Genomic DNA, 20,839 nt, shown 5'->3' with positions numbered 1-20,839 from the left:
CACCCCCAGCCGCGCAGCGGCGAGGGGGCGAGGAGGCGGTGAGATCATGATTGGAATCCCAGCAGTTTGGCGGACAGTGCGGTGAGGATTTCGGTGGTCCCGCCGCCGATGCCCAGGATCCTCATATCCCGGTACTGGCGTTCGACCTCGGATTCGGCCATGTAACCCATCCCGCCGAACAGCTGGACGGCTTGGTTGGCCACCCATTCGCCGGCCTCGACGGCGGTGTTCTTGGCGAAACACACCTGCGGAATCAGGTTCGTCTCGCCGGCGAGCTGCCGCTCCACCACGCTGCGCGAGTAGACGCGGGCGACGTCGATGCGACGGGCCATCTCGGCCAACGTGTTCTGCACCGACTGCCGAGATATCAGCGGGCGGCCGAACGTTTCGCGGTCGCGACACCACTGCACCGTCAGGTCCAGGCACCGCTGCGCGCTCGAATAGGCCTGTGCGGCAAGACCGATCCGTTCCGAGACGAAGGCCTGCGCGATCTGGGCGAAGCCGCTGTTCTCGGCGCCGACCAGGTTGTCCACCGGCACGCGGACGTCGGTATAAGACAGCTCGGCGGTGTCCGAGGAACGCCAGCCCATCTTGTCCAGCTTGCGGGTCACCTCGAATCCCGGCGTGCCCTTCTCGACCACCAGCAGCGAAACCCCGCCCGCGCCAGGACCTCCGGTGCGCACCGCGGTGACGACGTAGTCGGCGCGGACCCCGGAGGTGATGTAGGTCTTGGCGCCGTTGACGACGTAGTGGTCGCCGTCGCGCACCGCGGAGGTCCGCAGATGCCCGACGTCGGAACCGCCGCCGGGTTCGGTGATGGCCAGCGAACCGATCAACTCCCCGGCCAGCGTCGGGCGGACGAACTCCTCGATCAGCCGCTGATCGCCCGAGGCGATCATGTGCGGCACCGCGATGCCGCAGGTGAACAGCGACGCGAACACGCCGCCCGGCGCTCCGGCCTGATGCATCTCCTCGCAGATGATCACCGCGTCCGCGCCGTCGCCGCCACCGCCGCCGACCGATTCGGGGAAGCCCGCTCCCAGCAGTCCGGCGACCCCCGCGCTGCGGTGCAATTCGCGGGGCAGGTCGCCGGTCCGCTCCCACTCGTCGACGTGGGGCAGGATCTCGCGTTCTGCGAAGGAGCGCACCGTCTTTCGCAACTGTTCGCGCTCGGGCGTGGTCCAAAGATTCACAGCAGACTCTCCGGGATGTCGAGGTAGCGGCCGCGGAGCCATTCGCCCAGCCCCTTGGCCTGAGGATCGAAGCGAGCCTGGTAGGCGACACCCTGGCCGAGGATGTCGTCGATCACGAAGTTGACCGCTCGCAGGTTCGGCAGCAGGTGGCGGGTCACGTCGAAGTCCGCCGCCTCGGGCAGCAGCTCCTCGAGCAGCTCGACGGTCAACGTGTTGGCCAGCCATCGCCATTGCTCGTCGGTGCGCACCCAGACCCCGACGTTCGCCGAGCCGCCCTTGTCGCCGCTGCGCGCGCCGGCGATGCGGCCCAGCGGCACGCGGCGGGTCGGCCCGTCCGGCAGGGGGTCGGGAAGCGGTGGCTCAGCGGCGGGGGAGAGCTCCAAAGTGTCTGTGGCGCAGGGGATGTCGACGCGGGTGCCGTCGGTGTGTACCGCAACGTGCCGTACCTGATCGGCGGCGACGTAGCCCGGGGTGAACACGCCGTAGACCTGGCCGTCAGCCGGGGGTGCGGTGACGTGGAATCCTGGATAGCTGGCCAACGCCAATTCAACTGCGGCCGAGGAGAATTGGCGTCCGACGTTGGCGGGGTCGGGGTCGCGCACGACGCAATGCAGCAGGGCGCTGGCGGCCTCTTCGGTGTCGGCGTCGGGGTGATCGGTGCGGGCCAGCGACCACTGCAGCTCGGCGGGCTTGACGGTGAGCGCGGCGTGGAGTTGCCGGCGCACCAGGTCGGCCTTGGCCTCGATGTCCAGGCCGGTCAACACGAAGGTCATCGAGTTGCGGAATCCGCCGATGCTGTTCATCGACACCTTGTAGGTGGGTGGCGGGGCCTCCCCGCGCACTCCGCTGATGCGCACCCGGTCGGGCCCGTCGGATGACAGCTCGACGCTGTCCATCCGGGCGGTCACGTCGGGGTTGGCGTAGCGCGCCCCGGTGATCTCGTAGAGCAGTTGTGCGGTGACGGTGTCGACGCTGACCAGCCCGCCGGTGCCCGGGTGTTTGGTGATCACCGAAGATCCGTCGGCGCAGACCTCGGCCAGGGGGAAACCGGCGTGGGTGAGATCGGCGACCTCGGTGAAGAACGAGTAGTTGCCGCCGGTCGCCTGCACCCCGCACTCGATGACGTGGCCGGCGACCACGGCTCCGGCGAGCCGGTCGTAGTCGGTGCGTTCCCACCCGAAGTGCGCGGCGGCCGCCCCGACAATCACCGAGGCGTCGGTGACGCGGCCGGTGACGACCACGTCGGCGCCGTCGTCGAGGCAGTCGACGATCCCCCAGGCGCCCAAGTACGCGTTCGCGGTCAGCGGCCTGCCCAGGCCGAGTTCGGCGGCACGCGACAACAAGTCGTCGCCCTCCACGTGGGCGATCCGCGCGTCGATGCCCAGCCGCTCGGCCAGCGCGCGTATCGCGTCGGCCAGCCCGGCCGGGTTGAGGCCGCCGGCGTTGGCGACGATGCGGACCCCGCGGTCGCGTGCCTCGCCCAGGCAGTCCTCGAGCTGGGTCAGAAAGGTCTTCGCGTAGCCGCGCTCGGGGTGTTTCATCCGGTCCCGGCCCAGGATCAGCATGGTGAGTTCGGCCAGGTAGTCGCCGGTGAGGTAGTCGACGTCACCGCCGGTGAGCATCTCGCGCATGGCCGACAGCCGGTCGCCGTAGAACCCCGAGCAGTTCGCGATCCGGACGGCGCCGGAACTGCCCGAGGCGCCGGAAGCGCCGGAAGCAGAGGCCATGCCTGTCCTCCATTCGGAGATTCACCGGTTCGGACCAACCAACCGGTAGGTTAGCGGGTACCGTCGGTGTCACGTCAAGGATCCCACTTCGGAACAGGCTCCCCGCGGCGCGCCCGCGGGCACCCGATCGGCACGCGGGCGTCCATTTTGGCCACAGGCGGACCAGCGACTATCCTGATATCCGATCGTCGCCCGTTCGGCCCACCGGCCACGCCGTGCGACATGCCGAACTGCAAGTCCCACATTGAGGAGTTAGGCCCGACCATGGCCGTACCCAAGCGCAGAATGTCGCGCGCGAACACCCGTAGCCGGCGCGCGCAGTGGAAGGCCGAGAAGACCGAACTCGTCGGCGTGACGGTCGCAGGTCAGCGGCACAAGGTGCCCCGGCGGCTGCTCAAGGCGGCCCGCCTCGGTCTGATCGACCTCGACCGCCGCTAGCCCTGATGGCGGCGGCCCGCTGCGCCCGGCTTCGCCGCCCTTGCGACCGCCGCTAGCCCGACTGCGGCGCGCCTCTCAGGTCAGTCTCAGGCGGTGGGACGAAACTAGGGGCCGTGCGAATACTGGTCGTCGACGATGATCGCGCGGTGCGCGAGTCGCTGCGTAGGTCGTTGTCCTTCAATGGCTACTCCGTTGAGCTGGCCCATGACGGGGTCGAGGCCCTGGAACTGATCGCGAACGAGCGGCCCGATGCCCTCGTCCTGGACGTGATGATGCCGCGCCTGGACGGGCTCGAGGTGTGCCGTCAGCTCCGCAGCACCGGTGACGACCTGCCCATCCTGGTGCTCACCGCGCGCGATTCGGTGTCGGAGCGGGTCGCCGGACTGGACGCCGGCGCCGACGACTACCTGCCGAAGCCGTTCGCGCTGGAAGAGCTGTTGGCCCGGATGCGCGCGCTGCTGCGCCGCACCAAGCCGGAGGACGAAGACGCCGATTCGGTGGCGATGACGTTCTCCGACCTGACGCTGGACCCGGTCACCCGCGAGGTCACCCGCGGTCAGCGCCGGATCAGCCTGACCCGTACCGAATTCGCGCTGCTGGAAATGCTGATCGCCAATCCGCGCCGGGTGCTCACCCGCAGCCGCATCCTCGAGGAGGTCTGGGGATTCGACTTCCCCACCTCGGGCAACGCGCTGGAGGTCTACGTGGGCTATCTGCGGCGCAAGACCGAAGCCGATGGGGAGTCGCGGCTGATCCACACCGTGCGCGGTGTGGGTTACGTCCTTCGGGAGACCCCCCCGTGACGATGCGGGTCCCGCGATGATCCGGTTCCCCCGGCCTCAACGTCCACCGATGCGCCCACCGTTGCGCGCAACGCCATCCCTGTCGTTGCGGTGGCGGGTGATGCTGCTGGCCATGTCGATGGTGGCGATGGTCGTGGTGCTGATGGCCTTCGCCGTGTACGCCGTGATCTCCGCCGCGCTGTACAGCGACATCGACAACCAGCTGCAAAGCCGGGCGCAACTGCTGATCGCCAGCGGTTCACTGGCCGCCGACCCGGGGAAAGCCATCGAGGGCACCGCCTATTCCGACGTCAACGCGATGCTGGTGAACCCGGGCCACGCGATCTACACCGCCCAGCAGCCGGGTCAGACCCTGCCGGTCGGTTCGCCGGAAAAAGCGGTCATCCACGGCGATCTGTTCATGTCGCGGCGCACCGCCGGTGATCAGCGAATCCTCGCCGTGCACCTGCAGAACGGCACCTCGTTGCTGATCTCCAAGAGTCTCAAGCCCACCGAGGCGGTGATGAACCGGCTGCGCTGGGTGCTGCTGATCGTCGGCGGTGTGGGTGTGGCGGTCGCCGCGGTGGCGGGCGGCATGGTCACTCGAGCCGGGTTGCGCCCGGTGGCACGGCTGACCGAAGCGGCCGAGCGGGTGGCGCGCACCGATGACCTGAGACCCATTCCGGTGTTCGGTAGCGACGAATTGGCAAGGCTCACCGAGTCGTTCAACCTGATGCTGCGCGCGCTCGCCGAGTCCCGGGAACGGCAGGCACGGCTGGTCACCGATGCCGGGCATGAACTGCGCACGCCGCTGACGTCGCTGCGGACCAACGTCGAGCTGCTGATGGCCGCGATGGAGCCGGGGGCGCCCCGTCTGCCCGAGCAGGAGATGGTCGACCTGCGCACCGACGTCATCGCGCAGATCGAGGAATTGTCAACGCTGGTCGGCGATTTGGTGGACCTCACCCGCGATGACGCCGGACAGGTGGTGCACGAGTCCGTCGACATGTCCGAGGTCGTCGATCGCAGCCTGGAGCGAGTCAGGCGGCGGCGCAACGACATTCACTTCGACGTCGACGTGACGCCCTGGCAGATGTACGGCGACGCCGCTGGGTTGTCACGCGCGGTCCTGAACCTGCTCGACAACGCCGCCAAGTGGAGCCCACCCGGCGGGCATGTCGGTGTCACGATGCGCCAGCTCGACCCGTCGCACGCGGAGCTGGTGATCGCCGACCACGGCCCCGGCATCCCGCCCCAGGAGCGCCGCCTGGTGTTCGAGCGGTTCTACCGCTCGACCACGGCACGCGCCATGCCGGGTTCCGGACTCGGGCTTGCCATCGTCAAAAAGGTCGTCCTCAATCACGGGGGACTGCTGCGCGTCGAGGACACCGTGCCCGGCGGCCAGCCCCCGGGCACGTCCTTCTATGTGCTGCTGCCCGGCCGGCCGCTCCCCGCCTCGACGTATGCCACGGCCGGCGACGACGCGGCAACCGGCCAGGCAGACGCCGCGACCGGCCCTACCCAAGCGGTGACCGACGACGAGGCGAACTCTCGGGAATCGGCGAACGTTATCTCAGTGGACTCTCAGTCCGCGCGGGCAAGGTAGGTCTGCGGCTACTGTTGAACCCAGCCGTCGACTTGCCGAAACACTGAGATAGAGGAAGAGCGACTTAGCGACATGACGAATGACCCGAGGTATTCGCCACCGCCGCAGCAGCCGGGATACCCTCCCGCGCCGAATCAGCCTGCGCACGTCCCGAGCCACGCGGGGTCCTCCGGCTACGCCCCGGGACAGCAGCAGCCGTACCACCAGCAATATGACTGGCGCTATCGGTCGCAGCCCTCGTCGTCGCCGACGACCCAGTTCCGTCCGCCCTACGAGCCCTTCAGCAACACCGGGCCGGGTCGGATCCCCGGGGGGACCGGCGCGGGCGCGATCCCCGGCGGCACCGGCGCGGGTCCCATTCCCGGCATGCTGCCCGGGATGCCCACCCCGCCTGAACCCCAAAAGCGTTCTCGCACAGGTCTGTTGGTCGTCGGTGCGTTAGCCATCGCGGTGGTGTCGGCCGGTATCGGCGGTGCCGCGGCGACGGCCGTCGAGCTCGGCACGCACACGACCGGGAACGGCGGCGGGCGGGTCATCGGGGCGGCGCCCAGCGTCCCGGCCGCGAACATGCCGCCCGGCAGCGTCGAGGGGGTCGCCTCCAAGGTGGTGCCCAGCGTCGTGATGCTCGAGACCGACGTCGGGCGTCAGTCCGAGGAGGGCTCCGGCATCGTCCTGTCCACCGACGGGCTCATCCTGACGAACAACCATGTCATCGCCGCCGCGGCGGGGCCGCCCAAGGGGCCCGGCGGCCCTACGGGCACTCCGCCCGGGGCCCCCGTGCCTCCGGGCATCCCGGGTGGTCCCAGCGGCGGGGGGGCCGGCTCCCCGACGCCCAAGACCACGGTGACCTTCTCTGACGGTCGCACCGCACCGTTCACGGTGGTCGGCGCGGACCCCACCAGCGATATCGCCGTGATTCGGGTGCAGGGCATATCCGGGCTCACGCCCATCTCGCTGGGCTCCTCGTCGGACCTTCGCGTCGGCCAGCCAGTCGTCGCGATCGGGTCGCCGTTGGGTCTGTCGGGCACTGTGACCACCGGCATCGTCAGCGCGCTGAACCGGCCGGTGTCCACCACCGGTGAGTCGGGCAACCAGAACACCGTGCTGGACGCGATTCAGACCGACGCCGCGATCAACCCCGGTAACTCCGGTGGCGCGCTGGTCAACATGAACGGCCAGCTGGTGGGCGTCAACTCGGCCATCGCCACGCTGGGGGCCGACTCGCCGGACGCCCAGAGCGGTTCCATCGGCCTGGGCTTCGCGATCCCGGTCGACCAGGCCAAGCGCATCGCCGACGAGCTGATCGCCACCGGCAAGGCGTCGCACGCCTCGCTCGGCGTGCAGGTGACCAACGACAAGGGCACCCCGGGCGCCAAGGTCGTCGACGTCGTCGCGGGTGGCGCGGCCGCATCCGCCGGTGTCCCCAAGAACGTGGTCGTCACCAAGGTCGACGACCGCCCGATCAACAGCGCCGACGCGCTGGTCGCCGCCGTGCGGTCCAAGGCGCCCGGCGACAAGATCTCGCTGACGTTCCAGGATCCCGCTGGTGGCGGCAGCCGGACGTTGCCGGTCACCCTCGGGAAGGCGGATCAGTAGTGAAAGTCGACGAACCCTCGGCGACGGGATTGTCTGAGCTCGGATATACGGTTGCTCCCATGGAAACGGGTGCGGAGTTGGTAGTTGGCCGGGCGTTGGTTGTGGTGGTCGACGATCGCACCGCGCACGGCGACGAGGACCACAGCGGTCCGCTGGTGACCGAGCTGCTGACCGAGGCGGGATTCGTGGTCGACGGTGTGGTCGCGGTCGCCGCTGACGAGATCGAGATCCGTAACGCGCTGAACACCGCGGTGATCGGCGGGGTGGACCTGGTCGTCTCGGTCGGCGGCACGGGCGTCACCCCGCGCGACGTCACCCCGGAGGCCACGCGGGAGATCCTGGATCGCGAAATCCTCGGTATCGCAGAGGCTATCCGCGGGTCGGGCCTGTCGGCGGGGATCATCGACGCCGGATTGTCACGCGGTCTGGCCGGGGTGTCCGGCAGCACGCTGGTGGTCAACCTGGCGGGCTCCCGTTACGCCGTGCGCGACGGAATGGCGACGCTGAATCCGTTGGCGGCCCAGATCATCGGGCAGTTGTCGAGCCTGGAGATTTAACCGCCGCGGCTAGGCGTGGTCCCGGCTGGCGACGTCAGCGCGGGTTATTTCGACTCGGCTTCCGCGCGGGGTCCGTACTCCGGCGGCGGCGTGGTGCCCACGCTGCCGTGCTTGCCCGACGAATCGCCGTTGGTCTGGGCGAGCAGGTCGCGGATCTCCTTGAGCAGGACCACCTGCGCGTCATCGGCCGGCTCGACTTCACCGCGCTTGCGCAGTGTGGTGTACGGCAGCACGACCAGGAAGTAGACCACCGCGGCGATGATCACGAAGTTGATGGCGGCCGACAGGACGTTGTTGAGATCGATCGCTTGACCGCCACCGATGCCGATGCGCAGGATGCCGAAATTGGACTGCTGATTGACGCCGATGCGGTTGATCAACGGTTTGATGATGTTGTCGGTGAACTGCGTGACCAGGGCGGTGAACGCGGTACCGATGACCACCGCGGTGGACAGGTCGATGATGTTGCCCCGCGAGAGAAACTCCTTGAACCCTTTGAGCATTGGGGATGGCCTTTCTGGGACTGGACAGAGTTTGCTGTCGACTCGCAGACCAACAACGGCCAGGCACTCAGTGCAGGGTGAGCGTCACGGTCTGGCCCAACGCCGACCCTGCCACCGTGTTCGCCACACGAGCCGGCAGCGCAACTAACACTACGCGGTCGCCGTCGGCGGCCTGAATTTTTTCTTTGGCCGACACCAACACCACCACGGCGTCGGTGGCCACCACCTTGGGGGCGGCGTGGGTGTCGTCCGGCGCGCTGCTGGCCGGCGCGGCCAGCACGTCGACCACGTCACCGACCCGGACGAGGTCGATCAGGGCGGCGTCGGCCAGATGCAGCGGCACGATGCGGGCACCCGGCCCCGCCGTCACCTCCGCCAACCGGCTGCCCAGTAACCGGATGTCGGTGAGCACCTCACCGCGCCGGGTCGGGCCGGCCAGCGTCGAACCCACCACCGCGCCCAGGTCGGCTCGTGCCCCATCGGGAATGGTTGCTACCAAACGCTTTTCGAGCCGAACGTCGTCGGGAGTCAACGCCGCGCCGGGACGCAGGTCATGCTCGGCCACCACGACTTGCGCGTAGTCGCCGTCGGGGTTGGAACGCAGCGTCGCGATCCCGGCCAGCACCACCAGCCCGCCCGCGGCGACGCGACGCGCCAGGACGGTGCGAGTCCAGTCCGGGCGCAGCCACAGCGATACCCGGCTCAATAGGCTTGGGTTCAGCGATGATTCGCCCACGCGGCAACGGTAGGCGTTACCCGACGCCCGGGCTCACGGCCGGCGGGGCGGGTGTGGATAACCGTCAGCTGGTCGCGGCGGCGGTGGAGGTTGTGGAGCTGCTGCCCGACTTGTCGCTCGAGCTGGAGCTGGACTTGTCGGTCGAGCTCGAGCTCGACTTGTCGCTGGAGCTCGAGCCGTTGGATCCCGAGTCGCTCGACGAGGAGCCGTTGCTCGAACTCGACTTCTTGCCGGACTCGCGGCTGTCGGTGCGGTAGAAGCCGCTGCCCTTGAACACCACGCCGACGGAGTTGAAGCGTTTGCGCAGCCGCCCGGCGCAGCGTTTGCAGGTGGTCAGCGCGTCGTCGGTGAAGGCCTGCACGATGTCGAAGCGATCGTCGCACTCGGTGCACTGATAGCTGTAAGTCGGCACAAAAACCTCCGGATGATTGCAAACCTGGTTAGCACTCTAGCGTCTCAAGTGCTAGAACCGCCACGTGACATGACTCATTCCCATCAGCGCCCATCCAGATCGATCAATCCCCGTCGCGGCGTGAGCGCGTGGGTCATCGGAACGTCATGCGGATCGGCCGGCACTTCATCGAGCACTTCAGCGTCGCGGACGACAGCGATCAGCGGCGCGTGCGGGTCGCGGCCGCCCAGCGAGCGGTCGTAGAAACCGCGGCCGCGGCCCAGCCTCGCACCGCGGCGGTCGACGGCCAGGGCCGGCACCAGCACCACGCCGGCTTGCGCCAGGGCGGATGGCGGCAGCCACGGCTGCGGCGGCTCGAGCAGCCCCCACCGCCCGGTGGTCAGCGTGCCGGGCCGGTATTCGCCCCAGGACAGCGGTAGCGGCGTGTTGTCGGCCGCGGTGCGCGCCACCGGTAGCAGCACCCGCCCGGTGCGCCGCAGCAACATGTCGAGCATCTCGATGGACCCCGGCTCGGTGCCCACCGGCACGTAGGCGCAGATCGTGCTGTCGCTGGTCACAATGCCGTCCAGCGCCTCCAGCCGCTCGCAGACCTGCCGCGCCTCGGTGGCGCGGACGCCGTCGGCAACGTGGCGCCGGGCGGCAAGCAGCTGGTCGCGCAGCGCGGCTTTGCTGGTGGTCGCCATGCGTTAACCATGACAGCCGCGTCTTAGCCCGCGCCACATCGACTCGGCTATGGGGATGCGGGTTATCGTGTGAACAATGTCAAGCCCAAACGTGGTGGTGCCACGCACTGCGGTCGTGCCCGCCGCGGGTCTCGGGACCCGCTTCTTGCCGGCGACCAAAACGGTCCCCAAGGAGCTGTTGCCGGTTGTCGACACGCCGGGCATCGAACTGGTGGCCGCCGAGGCGGCCGAGGCCGGTGCCGAGCGCCTGGTGATCATCACCTCGGAGGGCAAGGACGGCGTCGTCGCGCACTTCGTCGAGGACCTGGTGCTGGAAAGCACGTTGGAGGAGCGCGGCAAGACGGCGATGCTCGACAAGGTCCGCCGCGCGCCACAGCTGATCAAGGTCGAGTCCGTGGTGCAGAGCGAGCCGCTGGGCCTCGGGCACGCGATCGGCTGCGTGGAGTCGCGGCTGGCCGACGACGAGGACGCCGTCGCGGTGTTGCTGCCCGACGACCTGGTGCTGCCCACCGGCGTGCTGGGCACGATGTCGAAGGTGCGCGCCCACTATGGCGGCACGGTGCTGTGCGCCATCGAGGTGACGCCCGAAGAGGTCAGCGCCTACGGCGTTTTCGACGTCGAACCGATTCCCGACGACGACAATCCCGACGTGCTCAAGGTCAACGGCATGGTCGAGAAGCCTTTGGCCGAGGACGCGCCGTCGCTGTTCGCCGCGGCCGGTCGTTACGTGCTCGACCGCGCCATCTTCGACGCGTTGCGCCGCATCGAGCGTGGGGCCGGCGGCGAAGTACAGCTCACCGACGGCATCGCGTTGCTGATCGCGGAGGGCCACCCGGTGCACGTGGTCGTGCATCGCGGATCTCGACACGACTTGGGAAATCCTGGCGGCTACCTCAAGGCTGCGGTTGACTTTGCATTGGATCGTGACGACTACGGCCCGGATTTGCGGCAGTGGTTGGTGGCGCGATTAGGTCTGGCCGAGCAGTAGCCGGGCGCTGACCCGGCTCGCGGACGACGGCGGGTCGGTGGAACGCGTAGCGGTCCCGGGCGGGGATGCCCCGTCTGCGCAGTGAGCGGGTCGCCCGATGCGCGGCCCGACGGCAGAGAGGCGCGCTGTGCGTTCGGTGGAAGAGCAGCAGGCCCGGATCACGGCCGCCGCGGTGGCCCCGCGGCCCATACGTGTGGCGATCGCCGAGGCGCAGGGGTTGTTGTGCGCCGAAGAAGTGGTGACCGAGCGCCCGATGCCCGGCTTCGACCAAGCCGCAATCGATGGCTACGCGGTGCGCAGCGTCGACGTCCTCGGTGTCGGCGAGGTGGGCAGCGAGGGCCTGCCGGGGCCGTTTGACGAGTCGGGCGAGGGCGGCGGGCGCGAGGGCCTGGTGCTGCCGGTGATGGGCATGGTCGAGGCGGGGTCGCGCACCCCGAGCCGGTTGCAGCCGCGGCAGGCCGTGCGGGTGCAGACCGGCGCGCCGCTGCCGACGCTGGCCGACGCGGTCCTGCCGTTGCGGTGGACGGACGGCGGGACGCAGCGGGTGCGGATTCTGCGGGGCGCGCCCTCGGGCGCCTACGTGCGCCGCGCCGGCGACGACGTCCAGCCCGGTGATGTTGCGGTGCGGTCCGGCACGGTGATCGGTGCGGCGCAGGTCGGGCTGCTGGCCGCGGTCGGGCGCGAGCGGGTGCTGGTGCACCCGCGGCCCCGGGTGACGATCATGGCGCTGGGCGGCGAACTGGTCGACATCTCGCGCACCCCGGGCAACGGGCAGGTCTACGACGTCAACTCCTATGCGCTGGCGGCGGCTGCGCGAGATGCCGGTGCGGAGGTCAACCGCGTCGGGATCGTCAGCGGCGGGCCCCGCGAGCTCCGCGAGATCGTCGAGGGCCAGATCAATCGCGCCGAGGTGATCGTCATCGCCGGCGCGGTCGGGGGCGCGGCGGCCGAGGCGGTGCGCCAGGTGCTCGCCGAGCTCGGCGAGTTGGAGGTGGTGCGGGTGGCCATGCATCCGGGATCCATCCAGGGTTTCGGGCAGCTGGGCCGCGAGGGCGTGCCGACCTTCCTGCTGCCGGCCAACCCGGTGAGCGCGCTGGTGGTCTTCGAGGTGATGGTCCGGCCGTTGATCCGGTTGTCGCTGGGCAAGCGCCAGCCGATGCGCCGCATCGTGCAGGCGCGCACGCTGTCGCCCATCACGTCGGTGATCGGGCGCAAGGGCTTCCTGCGCGGCCAGCTGATGCGCGACCAGGAGAGCGGGGAGTATCTGGTGCAGGCGCTCGGCGGCGCCCCCGGCGCCTCGTCGCACCTGCTGGCCACCCTCGCCGAGGCGAACTGTCTGGTCGTGGTGCCCAGCGGCGCCGAGCAGATCCGCACCGGCGAGATCGTCGACGTCGCCTTCCTGGCTCAGCGCGGCTGAGCGAAAAGACTGCACACACCGTGAACCTGTTGCGCGCCAATTCCCGTCATCCAGGGTGGCCCATGAGCGTTGGGCCCCTGCGGGTTCCGGCCGGCGTTGTGCGGTTGCGGGCGGTGCGGCTGCGAGATGGGGCGCAGTGGAGCCGGATCCGGCTGACCGATCGTGCGCACCTGGAACCGTGGGAGCCCAGCTCCGAGGGCGATTGGACGAGCCGCCACGCGGTGGCGGCCTGGCCGGCGCTGTGCTCCGGGCTGCGCGCCGAGGCGCGGCAGGGGCGGATGCTGCCCTACGTCATCGAGCTCGACGGCCACTTCTGCGGCCAGCTGACCATCGGCAACGTCACCCACGGCGCGCTGCGGTCGGCGTGGATCGGCTACTGGGTGCCGCGGTCGGCCACCGGCGGCGGTGTGGCCACCGCGGCGCTCGCACTGGGGCTGGATCACTGTTTCGGCCCCGTGATGTTGCACCGCGTCGAGGCCACCGTCCGCCCGGAAAACGCCGCGAGCCGGGCCGTGCTGGCCAAAGTCGGCTTCCGCCAGGAGGGCCTGCTGCAGCGCTACCTGGAGGTCGACAGGGCCTGGCGCGACCACCTCTTGATGGCCATCACCGTCGAAGAGGTGAGCGGATCGGTGGCATCGGCGCTGGTCCGAGCGGGTCACGCCAGCTGGGTGTGACGGCCTCGCCTAAGGCGCCGTGGCTTTCGCCGACCTGTACCGCGGTTTCCGGCGGCTCGCTGGAGAGGCCAAATCGTTGCCATTCTGGGACTGGCGCGACACGAGTGACTCGTGGTGCTTGTGAGAGGGAAATTACAGGTGTGTAATTGTCCTGGTCAGTACGACCCGGCCGCGTTGGCCACCAATGGGCTTCGCGGGGGATGGACACCGAAGAGAGCAGGTCATCATGCCAAGCATCCCGCAGTCATTGTTGTGGATATCGCTCGTGGTGCTGTGGCTGTTCGTCTTGGTGCCGATGCTCGTCAGCAAGCGCGACGCGGTGCGGCGCACCAGCGACGTGGCCCTGGCGACCCGGGTGCTCAATGGCGGGGGCAACTCCCGGCTGATCAAGCGCAACGGTCCGGCCGCCGGGCATCGCAGCGACCCCAATTGGACGCCGCCGGAAGAGTCGGCCGACACCGACCTCGACGAGGACCGCGACCTCACCGACGATGAAGACCGTGACCACGAGGCGGACGACGACGCCGACACCGACGAGCTGAGCCGCCGCCGCCCCGTCGTGATGAAGATGGCCGTCGCCGAGCCCACCGAGCCCGACTACCTCGACGTCGATGTGGTCGAGGATTCCCACGTGCTTCCGGCGGGGGCCAGCGAATCTGCCGCCGAGCCGGAGACCGCCGACATTGAGCCGATCGAAGAGGACGAGGCGGAAACCGAGGCCGTCGCCAAACACGACGGCGAGGACGAGGACAGCTTCGAGTACGTCGAGGACTCGTCCGGTCTGGAGCCCGCCGACGAGGCTGACGACGCCGACGAGGAGGCGCCGGCGCCCCTGCCGCGCAACGCATCACGGCGGCGCCGGTTCGACAACAAGACCGCGGCCGCGGTCAGCGCCCGTAAGTACGCCTTCCGCAAGAAGGTTCTGATGGTGATGGCGGTCGTCCTGGTCGGCTCGGCCACCGCGGCCTTCAAGATCTCGCCGACCGCCTGGTGGGTGTGTGGCACCGCCACCGCGATCACCCTGCTGTACCTGGGTTACCTGCGGCGCCAGACGCGCATCGAAGAGAAGGTGCGCAACCGCCGGATGAAGCGGATGGCGCGGGCACGGCTCGGCGTGGAGAACGCCTACGACCGCGACTACGACGTGGTCCCGTCGCGGCTGCGACGCCCCGGCGCGGTGGTCCTGGAGATCGACGACGAGGACCCCGTCTTCGAACACCTGGACTACGCGATGGCGATGCGGACCTTCGGTTGGCCGCGGGACTTGCCGCGCGCCGTCGGCGAATAGTCCTGGCAGTTCGGTAGTTGGTGCCGCGGCTGGTAGCCTGCTAGCGGTCAGGGGCTATGGCGCAGTTGGTAGCGCGACTCGTTCGCATCGAGTAGGTCAGGGGTTCGATTCCCCTTAGCTCCACAGAGTTTGATCTGGTCAGAGTGTGTTCGGCGGGTTTCCGCTCGTCCCGCGATGCGTCGAGGGTCTGGTAGTCGGCGTCCTCAGCACATAAAGTTGCTGTGCCTGTAGCGACCCATCACGCGTCGTCCCCATTGGGGGTAATAGATGGCTGCCGACACGCTGCCACCCGGCCCTCGTCTGCCCGTGGCGGTGCAAACCGCCGAGTGGATAGCCCGGCCGTGGGAATTCATGGAACGCGCCGCCGCCCGATACGGCGACACGTTCACCATGAAGTTGGTCCGTGAGGGACCGATCGTGATGGTCTCGCATCCAGACGCCGTGCGGCAGATTTTCACCACGCCTCCGGAACTGGCGCTCGCCGGGGAAGCGAACCGCATCCTGCTGCCCGTGGTGGGCCCGAACTCCGTTCTCCTGCTCGACCGCGGCGCCCACAAAGAACAGCGCCGACTCCTCATGCCCGCCTTTCGCGGCAGTCACTTGCAGAACTACATGAGCACGGTGACCGCCATCGTGCAGGCCGAGATGGCCGGCTGGCCACGGGGTGTGCCGGTGCGCCTTCATCCTCGGATGCAGGCGTTGACGCTCGAAGTCATCTTGCACCTGGTGTTCGGGCTCGAACGCGGGGAAAGTATGGACCGGCTGCGCGAGGCGCTACAGCGGATGCTCGCCCTCACGACCCATGCCGTCGCGCAGATGTTTCTTTTGGTCGTCGGCCCCCAAAAGCTGAGGACCGCGCTCACCAACACGTTGCTCGCCGAAGTAGATCGCCTGCTGCACCACGAGATCGTCGCTCGCCGGCGACAAGAGGACCTTGATGTCCGCACCGATGTCCTGTCGATGCTGTTGAAGGCCACGCACGAAGACGGTAACCCGATGAGTGACAAAGAGATTCGGGATGAACTCGTCACGCTGCTACTGGCAGGCCACGAAACGACGGCATCGGGACTGGCCTGGGCTGTCGAGCGGATCATCCGTCATCCGGATGCGCATTCGCGGCTCATCGAAGAGACGCGGTCCGGCGACGGTCAGGGGTACGTCGATGCCGTGGTGAAGGAGACACTCCGGATGCGGCCGGTGCTCGCCCTGGTCAGCAGACGACTCACTGAACCGATGGACGTCGACGGGTTCTCGTTGCCCGCCGGGGTAAAGGTCGCGCCATCGATCTACCTCATGCACAGACGTCCCGACATCTACCCCGACCCGGAGCAGTTTCGTCCCGAGCGGTTTCTCGACAACCGGGCAGGAACGTACACGTGGATTCCATTCGGCGGGGGCGTACGGCGTTGTCTTGGCGCGACATTCGCCGAATGCGAGATGCGGATTGTGCTTGGCACGCTGTTCAGCACAACCCGGGTGCGCCCTGTCGATTTCAAATCCGAGGCGATACACCGCCGGTCGATCACCCACGTGCCGGGTCGGGGGACCACGGTAGTACTCGAGTGAATCGGCCATTCGTCGGTCGGCAGATCCACCACCGACCTCGCAGCTGAAGGCCGGTTGGCTTGCCTCACTGACCGTTTGACGGTTCGTGATCGTAAAACACATCTGATCTAGCGCATTTGCGGCGCGAAGCGCCTCGCCGCCGCCGCCGAACGTGAGCCGCGATTCCCGGGTGAGTAGCTCTGCTCTGACCTGCCACACATTGCGGATCTACCGCCCCTGTCAGGGCAGATTGATCCGCCAGTACAACCCGACAAGGAAGTCCGCGAGCTGGGCGGCGGACATGTCGAGAAGTCCTTCGGCCCACGCGATCAACAGTTCTGAAGCAGCCCCGGCGAAGGCGAAAGTCTTCGTCCGTGTCTCTAGGGAGCTGCTTTCAAAATTGCCCCCGTCGGTTCCCGACCACCGGTAGAAGTTCTGGGCCGCGCGCAAGAGGATCTCGTTGCGGCGAGCGCCGGCACGCCCGCCCTTGCCGAGTGCCTCGATGAAGATAATCCGGATCATGCGCGGATCGCTGGCCAGAGTGTCCGCGGTTGTTCGCAGTACGACGGATATCCTCGACACAGCGTCATCGGGCGCGTTTACGACAGCGGCGTTCACGGCACTTTCGACCGCGTCGTTAGCCAGTTCGAGTACCGCGTCGAACAATGCGTCCAAGTCGCTGAAGCTCTCGTAGAAGTACCGCTCGGTCAGCCCGGCTTCGACGACCACGTCCTTGACCCGAACCGATGCGGAACCCGCGGAACCGAACAGGTTCATGCCGGCTTCGATCAACTTCCGGCGCCGCTCGGCAATCCGCTGTTCACCTGTTGCTCCGCCGTACACGCGGCCAGCCGACACGTTCGCTCCTACGGTTAATCTGTTCCGCCACCAGCATAAGTGCCGACCGACCGCTCGACCGACCAATGACATTCGATCCAGATCGTCGGCGGAACGATGGCCTTGGCCCGCTGCGACCAGCCACAACGATGCGCCAGCGGGGCAATCCCGAGCCCGGTCCACGGTCGCCGCTTGTACTGCTGGCCGATCCGTCGTCCCAGCCGACACGAGACACAAATCTGACATGAAATGCTGTCAGAGACGCTTGTCTGGGGCCCGGCCGCTTGGCGCGGCAGAGTTTGGAAAGCTTTCCGCCGGACACGCACATGTGCTGGTGGCAACACGCGCAGGTTGACCCAGCACCGTGTTGCTCGGGTGGGTTAAATGACGAATCCTGAACTACCGCAACCATTTTGTAGAGCGGCAGGAAATCGGGATCATCCACTGGGACCGCCGACCGTGCTGGACTTCCCTCTCGCTAGAACGTGCTGCGCCCATTCGCCGTCAGCTGGATGCCGGGAAAACGGGTATGCGCCCAGGGAAGGGAACTGCGAGCTTGACAGTGTGACCCGCCGCACACATAATCTGACATGTTGTCATGTCAATTTGTGAACGCCGTACAGCCAGCGGGTTTCCTGCGCTCGCACGGACAGTGACCCCGTTTCCGGGTGAACACACCGGATCCCCACGACCGGTAGGAAGAGAGTGAGGCATGACCAGACTTCAGTGCTTCACGGGTTCGCGCTTCGAAGACGCGTCATTCCTTCCGGCCACCCTCGAGTCCGTCCGTCGCTGTCCGGCCCGATCCGACTTCATCGAGCTGTGCTTCGCGACGGACGAGGGCGGATGGACGTGGTGCTTTCGGGACCCAGCCGAGAGGGGTGAGGGCAGCTCCGACGGCACGCTCGCATTGACGGTCGGGCCGTATGGCGCCCAGGCCCGTAACGTCGAGGAGGGCGGTCTAGGGCCTGCGTTGCCGACTTCGGAGGCGCTGCCGATTATCCTCGGTGGTTCCCGGGTATACCTGGCGCGCCAGCTGGTTGAACGATGGTAGCCAATTCAGCTGCAGCCCTTGACCATTCGGTACTTCCGCGCCGACGGCGTGGTCAAACATGCATCGAAGATCATCGTCGATATCAGCACCGCACGCAGAATGCAAGCGTTCATGTGTCGTCGAATACAGCGGGGCGACCCACGGCCGCGTCAGGCTGGCGCAATTCATTCGGAGGTTGCGAATGGGATCGGTCATGACGGTGCGCGGCGCAAAGCGCTGCGCATCCCGAGTGTTTTGCTGTGTGGCGGCACTTGTCGCGACTTGCGTCGGGGTGCACGGTCAGTCAAGTGCCGATCCGTCCGACCCACCACCCCCGCTCTTGCCGCAGTTCGTCCCGACCGTCAGCAGCTTCACTCCGCAGTTTCCGTATCCCTATGACGAAACACGCAACAGTGTCACGCCCGCCGACATCAATGCAGAGCGGGAGATGTGCCAATGGTTCAACGCGCAATATCATGATCTGCGAAGCCAACTGGACCAATTCGGATTCAATCTGCTGGCAGCCAACAACGACTGGACGGTCGGAACGATCCAGGCGCAGGCCGATAATGTGGCCACGAACGTCGAACAGGCCGTCGCTTTCCTTGCACCGCGAGCGCAGGCTCTGACACAGACCCAAGATTTTGCAGGCGACAACTATTTCCCGCTCTACCAGGGGGAGAGTTTCTACCGGCTGTGGCAGCACCTGTCCAATACCGGCGTCGGTATCAGGGCACGGAACACCGCCTGGATCTACGGGCCCTCGCAGCAGCGAGAAGAACATTGGGGCAGCAGGATCGAGCGGTCGCATGTCTGTGGATAAGCGCCAAATACGTTGCGGGGACGTCGATATCGTCGTCGGTCGTAGCTGTCGCCAGGTACTCGTGACCCGTCGTCATATCAGAGGAGTCGTGGGGACGGCAGTTCAGCTGATCATCAGGAGCGGTGTTGCGCAGCGCGCGTCTCTTCTGGCTGATCGACTCGCGGTTGTGGCGGTATTCCTTGTCGCCTGCTTCGCCACTGTTACGGCCATCGGTGCCGCAAGGTCCGATGCCAAAGTCGGTGAACTGGGGCCGCCGCCTGATGATTCCGAGATCAAGCAAGTCCTCATCGACCTTTATCAAAGGGGTCAACCGCCGGACTTCACTGTCGACGTTCAATTTCTCGGCCCGACCATTGTGGGTCAGCCGACCGTGCACCCGAACCCCCCGCCCCAACCGTGGTGCGTGCGCTGCGCGCACCCAGATCCAGGTGCGAGCCCGATGTACCCGGTGCTCGCGCTTGTTTCGGTCACTACCACGCAGGGGCTGGGGTCCAGCGCGCTGCCACCTTCCAGTTTCGTCCACACGATTACCACCACCTATGACGGCAAGCCCTGTCCCGGGGAGACCAATGCGCAGTATTGCCCGACATACTTTTTTTACCGCGACGACGGCGGCCATTGGCAGGTCGCCTGATGACTTTGCTTGAGAAAGTGAGGTTTTCGGTATCGATAGCGGGGGAGGCGAACTGAGATGGCGCCTCGGCGTGTGGTTGTCATGGCGACGATGGCCGCTATGGCGGTGATGCTGGTCGCGCCCACGGCGTCGGCGGATTCGACCGCGGACTTGAGGTCAGCGGTGGCCGCCAAACGCGGCGGATGTCCTGCACTGCAATCCGATCCGGTGCTCGAGAGGCTCGCCCAGCGCGCCAACCTCGAGACGCAGAGCTACGCCAACCACACCGCGAGGTTCCAACCAATGGAGGATCCGATGCCGACACTGCGCCAGTTGTCCTACCCCGCGGCCAAGGCGAAATTGCTAGCGGGATTCGCAAGCGCTGACCGATTCGCAGACGCCCCGCAAAAGGCCATCTATGGAGCCACGCTATTTGGTTGGGACACCATTCCCGATTGCTCATACACGCGCTACGGCGCGGACGTGGTGACGGACACGAACACCGGCAACACCACGGCGGCCGTCGTATTGGCAGGCGGTTGATGATGCTGTGCGGAATCGGTTGCGCAGGGGCGGCGCTTTGTGGTCGCTTGGACCAGGTTTGTGATGTGGTGCCGACGGTGCTGCTATGTGGCCGCTTTGTAGCTAGCGATCGACGCGCCCCGGGGTGCATCCCGGGCGCGTGGACAAGCGCCGCCCGTTTACGCGGCAGCAAATTCTTGATGGCTTTGTCTGCCACTCCGAGGTCGAAGGCAAACCCAGCATTAGGCGCCCCTCGGACAGGCTCGATTAGCGCCGCACAACATGACTCCGTAGAGCGCTACAGATGGGTAGGCCAGCCGCGGGGATTATCTAGAGGTATGCCGGCCCTGGCCGCCAGATGGCATCGACCGCAGGTGGGGCCGTCAATCGAGCGGCACGATCCGCATCGTACCAGATCGATCGATCTATTTGACAATCTGACAATGCAATGAGATAAGATCCTCCGAACGACTGAGATCGCCGTCACAGTCACCTGGGTTTACCGCAGGTGTACGCACCGGCACCTGTGTCTCGGTCAGCCAATCACAGGGAACGAGCCAGCAAACGGATGACAGTCACAAGCACTGGTGAGCTTCACGTCCCAACGGACGCGAACCGGGGGCGACGCGGCAGGGTGTTGACGGCGGGTCCGGTCCGCCGTCGGCCGCCCGGGACGGTTCAGCGCTTGGCGACGGCGCCGGTGGACAGTGCCAATACCACCGGTCGTGCGGTACTGATGGCGGCGGCGGTGATTCGCTACATCGTCCAGGACGTAATTTCGCTGCGGTTCTGAGGGGGACCCATTCGGTGGTCCAGTCGCTATGCGGCTTGGGGTTGGTGGGTCGTGGTCCACTGTAGAGCGAACT

Annotated in this window: 21 protein-coding genes and 1 tRNA gene; 15 read left to right on the top strand and 7 right to left on the bottom strand. The window is 67.2% G+C overall.

What is annotated here, in order from left to right:
• Positions 1 to 44 precede the first annotated feature (44 nt).
• Both ACYQ8K_RS07905 and ACYQ8K_RS07900 read right to left on the bottom strand, forming a co-directional pair.
• Positions 45 to 1,193 (bottom strand): acyl-CoA dehydrogenase family protein, encoded by a 1,149-nt coding sequence (locus ACYQ8K_RS07905; RefSeq protein ID WP_459967928.1) that lies wholly within the window; start codon positions 1,191 to 1,193, stop codon positions 45 to 47.
• Complete coding sequence (locus tag ACYQ8K_RS07900) at positions 1,190 to 2,920, bottom strand: acyclic terpene utilization AtuA family protein (protein WP_459967927.1); 1,731 nt, start codon at positions 2,918 to 2,920, stop codon at positions 1,190 to 1,192. The genes ACYQ8K_RS07905 and ACYQ8K_RS07900 overlap by 4 nt, the downstream gene beginning before the upstream one ends.
• A 264-nt stretch (positions 2,921 to 3,184) precedes the next feature.
• Between ACYQ8K_RS07900 and rpmF the strand changes: the two genes are divergently transcribed.
• The 5 genes from rpmF to ACYQ8K_RS07875 all read left to right on the top strand — a co-directional run bounded on the left by rpmF (position 3,185) and on the right by ACYQ8K_RS07875 (position 7,899).
• Positions 3,185 to 3,358 (top strand): 50S ribosomal protein L32, encoded by a 174-nt coding sequence (gene rpmF, locus ACYQ8K_RS07895; protein WP_003872812.1) that lies wholly within the window; start codon positions 3,185 to 3,187, stop codon positions 3,356 to 3,358.
• 113 nt (positions 3,359 to 3,471) lie between these two features.
• A complete protein-coding gene (mprA, locus tag ACYQ8K_RS07890; RefSeq protein ID WP_459967926.1) occupies positions 3,472 to 4,161 on the top strand; it encodes a two-component system response regulator MprA in 690 nt (229 codons plus the stop codon).
• 16 nt (positions 4,162 to 4,177) lie between these two features.
• Positions 4,178 to 5,746, top strand: a complete 1,569-nt coding sequence (locus tag ACYQ8K_RS07885) for a HAMP domain-containing sensor histidine kinase (protein WP_459967925.1) — start codon at positions 4,178 to 4,180, stop codon at positions 5,744 to 5,746.
• 72 nt (positions 5,747 to 5,818) lie between these two features.
• Positions 5,819 to 7,342: a S1C family serine protease gene (locus tag ACYQ8K_RS07880; protein ID WP_459967924.1), complete on the top strand. Its 1,524-nt coding sequence runs from the start codon at positions 5,819 to 5,821 to the stop codon at positions 7,340 to 7,342.
• A 59-nt stretch (positions 7,343 to 7,401) separates the two neighbouring features.
• The gene (locus tag ACYQ8K_RS07875; protein WP_044487196.1) at positions 7,402 to 7,899 is read left to right on the top strand and encodes a MogA/MoaB family molybdenum cofactor biosynthesis protein; all 498 of its coding nucleotides are present in this window, start codon (positions 7,402 to 7,404) and stop codon (positions 7,897 to 7,899) included.
• A gap of 44 nt (positions 7,900 to 7,943) precedes the next feature.
• Here ACYQ8K_RS07875 and mscL read toward each other — a convergent pair whose 3' ends face one another.
• From mscL to ACYQ8K_RS07855, 4 genes are all read right to left on the bottom strand, one after another.
• A complete protein-coding gene (mscL, locus tag ACYQ8K_RS07870; protein ID WP_459967923.1) occupies positions 7,944 to 8,402 on the bottom strand; it encodes a large-conductance mechanosensitive channel protein MscL in 459 nt (152 codons plus the stop codon).
• Between the two features lie 67 nt (positions 8,403 to 8,469).
• Positions 8,470 to 9,138 carry an SAF domain-containing protein gene (locus tag ACYQ8K_RS07865; RefSeq protein WP_459967922.1) on the bottom strand — a complete coding sequence of 223 codons (669 nt, stop codon included), beginning with the start codon at positions 9,136 to 9,138 and terminating at the stop codon, positions 8,470 to 8,472.
• A gap of 64 nt (positions 9,139 to 9,202) precedes the next feature.
• Positions 9,203 to 9,550 (bottom strand): FmdB family zinc ribbon protein, encoded by a 348-nt coding sequence (locus ACYQ8K_RS07860; RefSeq protein WP_459967921.1) that lies wholly within the window; start codon positions 9,548 to 9,550, stop codon positions 9,203 to 9,205.
• An 83-nt stretch (positions 9,551 to 9,633) separates the two neighbouring features.
• Entirely contained in the window at positions 9,634 to 10,233 is a 600-nt protein-coding gene (locus ACYQ8K_RS07855; RefSeq protein WP_459967920.1) for a 5-formyltetrahydrofolate cyclo-ligase, read from the bottom strand.
• A 76-nt stretch (positions 10,234 to 10,309) separates the two neighbouring features.
• On the opposite strand from ACYQ8K_RS07855, the gene ACYQ8K_RS07850 reads away from it, so the two are divergent.
• From ACYQ8K_RS07850 to ACYQ8K_RS07825, 6 genes are all read left to right on the top strand, one after another.
• On the top strand, positions 10,310 to 11,221 hold the full coding sequence (locus ACYQ8K_RS07850; protein ID WP_459967919.1) for a UTP--glucose-1-phosphate uridylyltransferase: 912 nt from the start codon (positions 10,310 to 10,312) through the stop codon (positions 11,219 to 11,221).
• 127 nt (positions 11,222 to 11,348) lie between these two features.
• A complete protein-coding gene (gene glp, locus ACYQ8K_RS07845; protein WP_459967918.1) occupies positions 11,349 to 12,638 on the top strand; it encodes a molybdotransferase-like divisome protein Glp in 1,290 nt (429 codons plus the stop codon).
• A gap of 20 nt (positions 12,639 to 12,658) precedes the next feature.
• Entirely contained in the window at positions 12,659 to 13,312 is a 654-nt protein-coding gene (locus ACYQ8K_RS07840; RefSeq protein WP_459967917.1) for a GNAT family N-acetyltransferase, read from the top strand.
• A gap of 226 nt (positions 13,313 to 13,538) precedes the next feature.
• Complete coding sequence (gene sepX / locus ACYQ8K_RS07835; protein WP_459967916.1) at positions 13,539 to 14,600, top strand: divisome protein SepX/GlpR; 1,062 nt, start codon at positions 13,539 to 13,541, stop codon at positions 14,598 to 14,600.
• Between the two features lie 50 nt (positions 14,601 to 14,650).
• A tRNA-Ala gene (locus ACYQ8K_RS07830) sits at positions 14,651 to 14,723 on the top strand.
• Positions 14,724 to 14,867: 144 nt separating this feature from the next.
• Positions 14,868 to 16,166, top strand: coding sequence for a cytochrome P450 (locus ACYQ8K_RS07825; RefSeq protein ID WP_459967915.1), 1,299 nt, complete (start codon positions 14,868 to 14,870; stop codon positions 16,164 to 16,166).
• Positions 16,167 to 16,385: 219 nt separating this feature from the next.
• Here ACYQ8K_RS07825 and ACYQ8K_RS07820 read toward each other — a convergent pair whose 3' ends face one another.
• Positions 16,386 to 17,003, bottom strand: coding sequence for a TetR/AcrR family transcriptional regulator (locus ACYQ8K_RS07820; protein WP_459967914.1), 618 nt, complete (start codon positions 17,001 to 17,003; stop codon positions 16,386 to 16,388).
• 691 nt (positions 17,004 to 17,694) lie between these two features.
• On the opposite strand from ACYQ8K_RS07820, the gene ACYQ8K_RS07815 reads away from it, so the two are divergent.
• From ACYQ8K_RS07815 to ACYQ8K_RS07800, 4 genes are all read left to right on the top strand, one after another.
• A complete protein-coding gene (locus ACYQ8K_RS07815; protein ID WP_459967913.1) occupies positions 17,695 to 18,036 on the top strand; it encodes a hypothetical protein in 342 nt (113 codons plus the stop codon).
• Between the two features lie 193 nt (positions 18,037 to 18,229).
• Positions 18,230 to 18,838, top strand: coding sequence for a hypothetical protein (locus ACYQ8K_RS07810; RefSeq protein ID WP_459967912.1), 609 nt, complete (start codon positions 18,230 to 18,232; stop codon positions 18,836 to 18,838).
• An 88-nt stretch (positions 18,839 to 18,926) separates the two neighbouring features.
• On the top strand, positions 18,927 to 19,472 hold the full coding sequence (locus ACYQ8K_RS07805) for a hypothetical protein (RefSeq protein ID WP_459967911.1): 546 nt from the start codon (positions 18,927 to 18,929) through the stop codon (positions 19,470 to 19,472).
• A 90-nt stretch (positions 19,473 to 19,562) separates the two neighbouring features.
• Positions 19,563 to 19,994 carry a hypothetical protein gene (locus ACYQ8K_RS07800; protein ID WP_459967910.1) on the top strand — a complete coding sequence of 144 codons (432 nt, stop codon included), beginning with the start codon at positions 19,563 to 19,565 and terminating at the stop codon, positions 19,992 to 19,994.
• Positions 19,995 to 20,839 lie beyond the last annotated feature (845 nt).

The organism is Mycobacterium sp. MUNTM1 (genome assembly GCF_054660795.1).
This window is presented reverse-complemented; position numbering and strand designations above follow the sequence as displayed.

Coding starts and splice junctions, on each gene's coding strand:
- ACYQ8K_RS07900 (WP_459967927.1), bottom strand. CDS start 2,920: ATGGCCTCTGCTTCCGGCGCTTCCGGCGCCTCGGGCAGTTCCGGCGCC.
- rpmF (WP_003872812.1), top strand. CDS start 3,185: ATGGCCGTACCCAAGCGCAGAATGTCGCGCGCGAACACCCGTAGCCGG.
- ACYQ8K_RS07885 (WP_459967925.1), top strand. CDS start 4,178: ATGATCCGGTTCCCCCGGCCTCAACGTCCACCGATGCGCCCACCGTTG.
- ACYQ8K_RS07880 (WP_459967924.1), top strand. CDS start 5,819: ATGACGAATGACCCGAGGTATTCGCCACCGCCGCAGCAGCCGGGATAC.
- ACYQ8K_RS07875 (WP_044487196.1), top strand. CDS start 7,402: ATGGAAACGGGTGCGGAGTTGGTAGTTGGCCGGGCGTTGGTTGTGGTG.
- mscL (WP_459967923.1), bottom strand. CDS start 8,402: ATGCTCAAAGGGTTCAAGGAGTTTCTCTCGCGGGGCAACATCATCGAC.
- ACYQ8K_RS07855 (WP_459967920.1), bottom strand. CDS start 10,233: ATGGCGACCACCAGCAAAGCCGCGCTGCGCGACCAGCTGCTTGCCGCC.
- ACYQ8K_RS07850 (WP_459967919.1), top strand. CDS start 10,310: ATGTCAAGCCCAAACGTGGTGGTGCCACGCACTGCGGTCGTGCCCGCC.
- sepX (WP_459967916.1), top strand. CDS start 13,539: ATGCCAAGCATCCCGCAGTCATTGTTGTGGATATCGCTCGTGGTGCTG.
- ACYQ8K_RS07825 (WP_459967915.1), top strand. CDS start 14,868: ATGGCTGCCGACACGCTGCCACCCGGCCCTCGTCTGCCCGTGGCGGTG.
- ACYQ8K_RS07815 (WP_459967913.1), top strand. CDS start 17,695: ATGACCAGACTTCAGTGCTTCACGGGTTCGCGCTTCGAAGACGCGTCA.
- ACYQ8K_RS07810 (WP_459967912.1), top strand. CDS start 18,230: ATGACGGTGCGCGGCGCAAAGCGCTGCGCATCCCGAGTGTTTTGCTGT.
- ACYQ8K_RS07800 (WP_459967910.1), top strand. CDS start 19,563: ATGGCCGCTATGGCGGTGATGCTGGTCGCGCCCACGGCGTCGGCGGAT.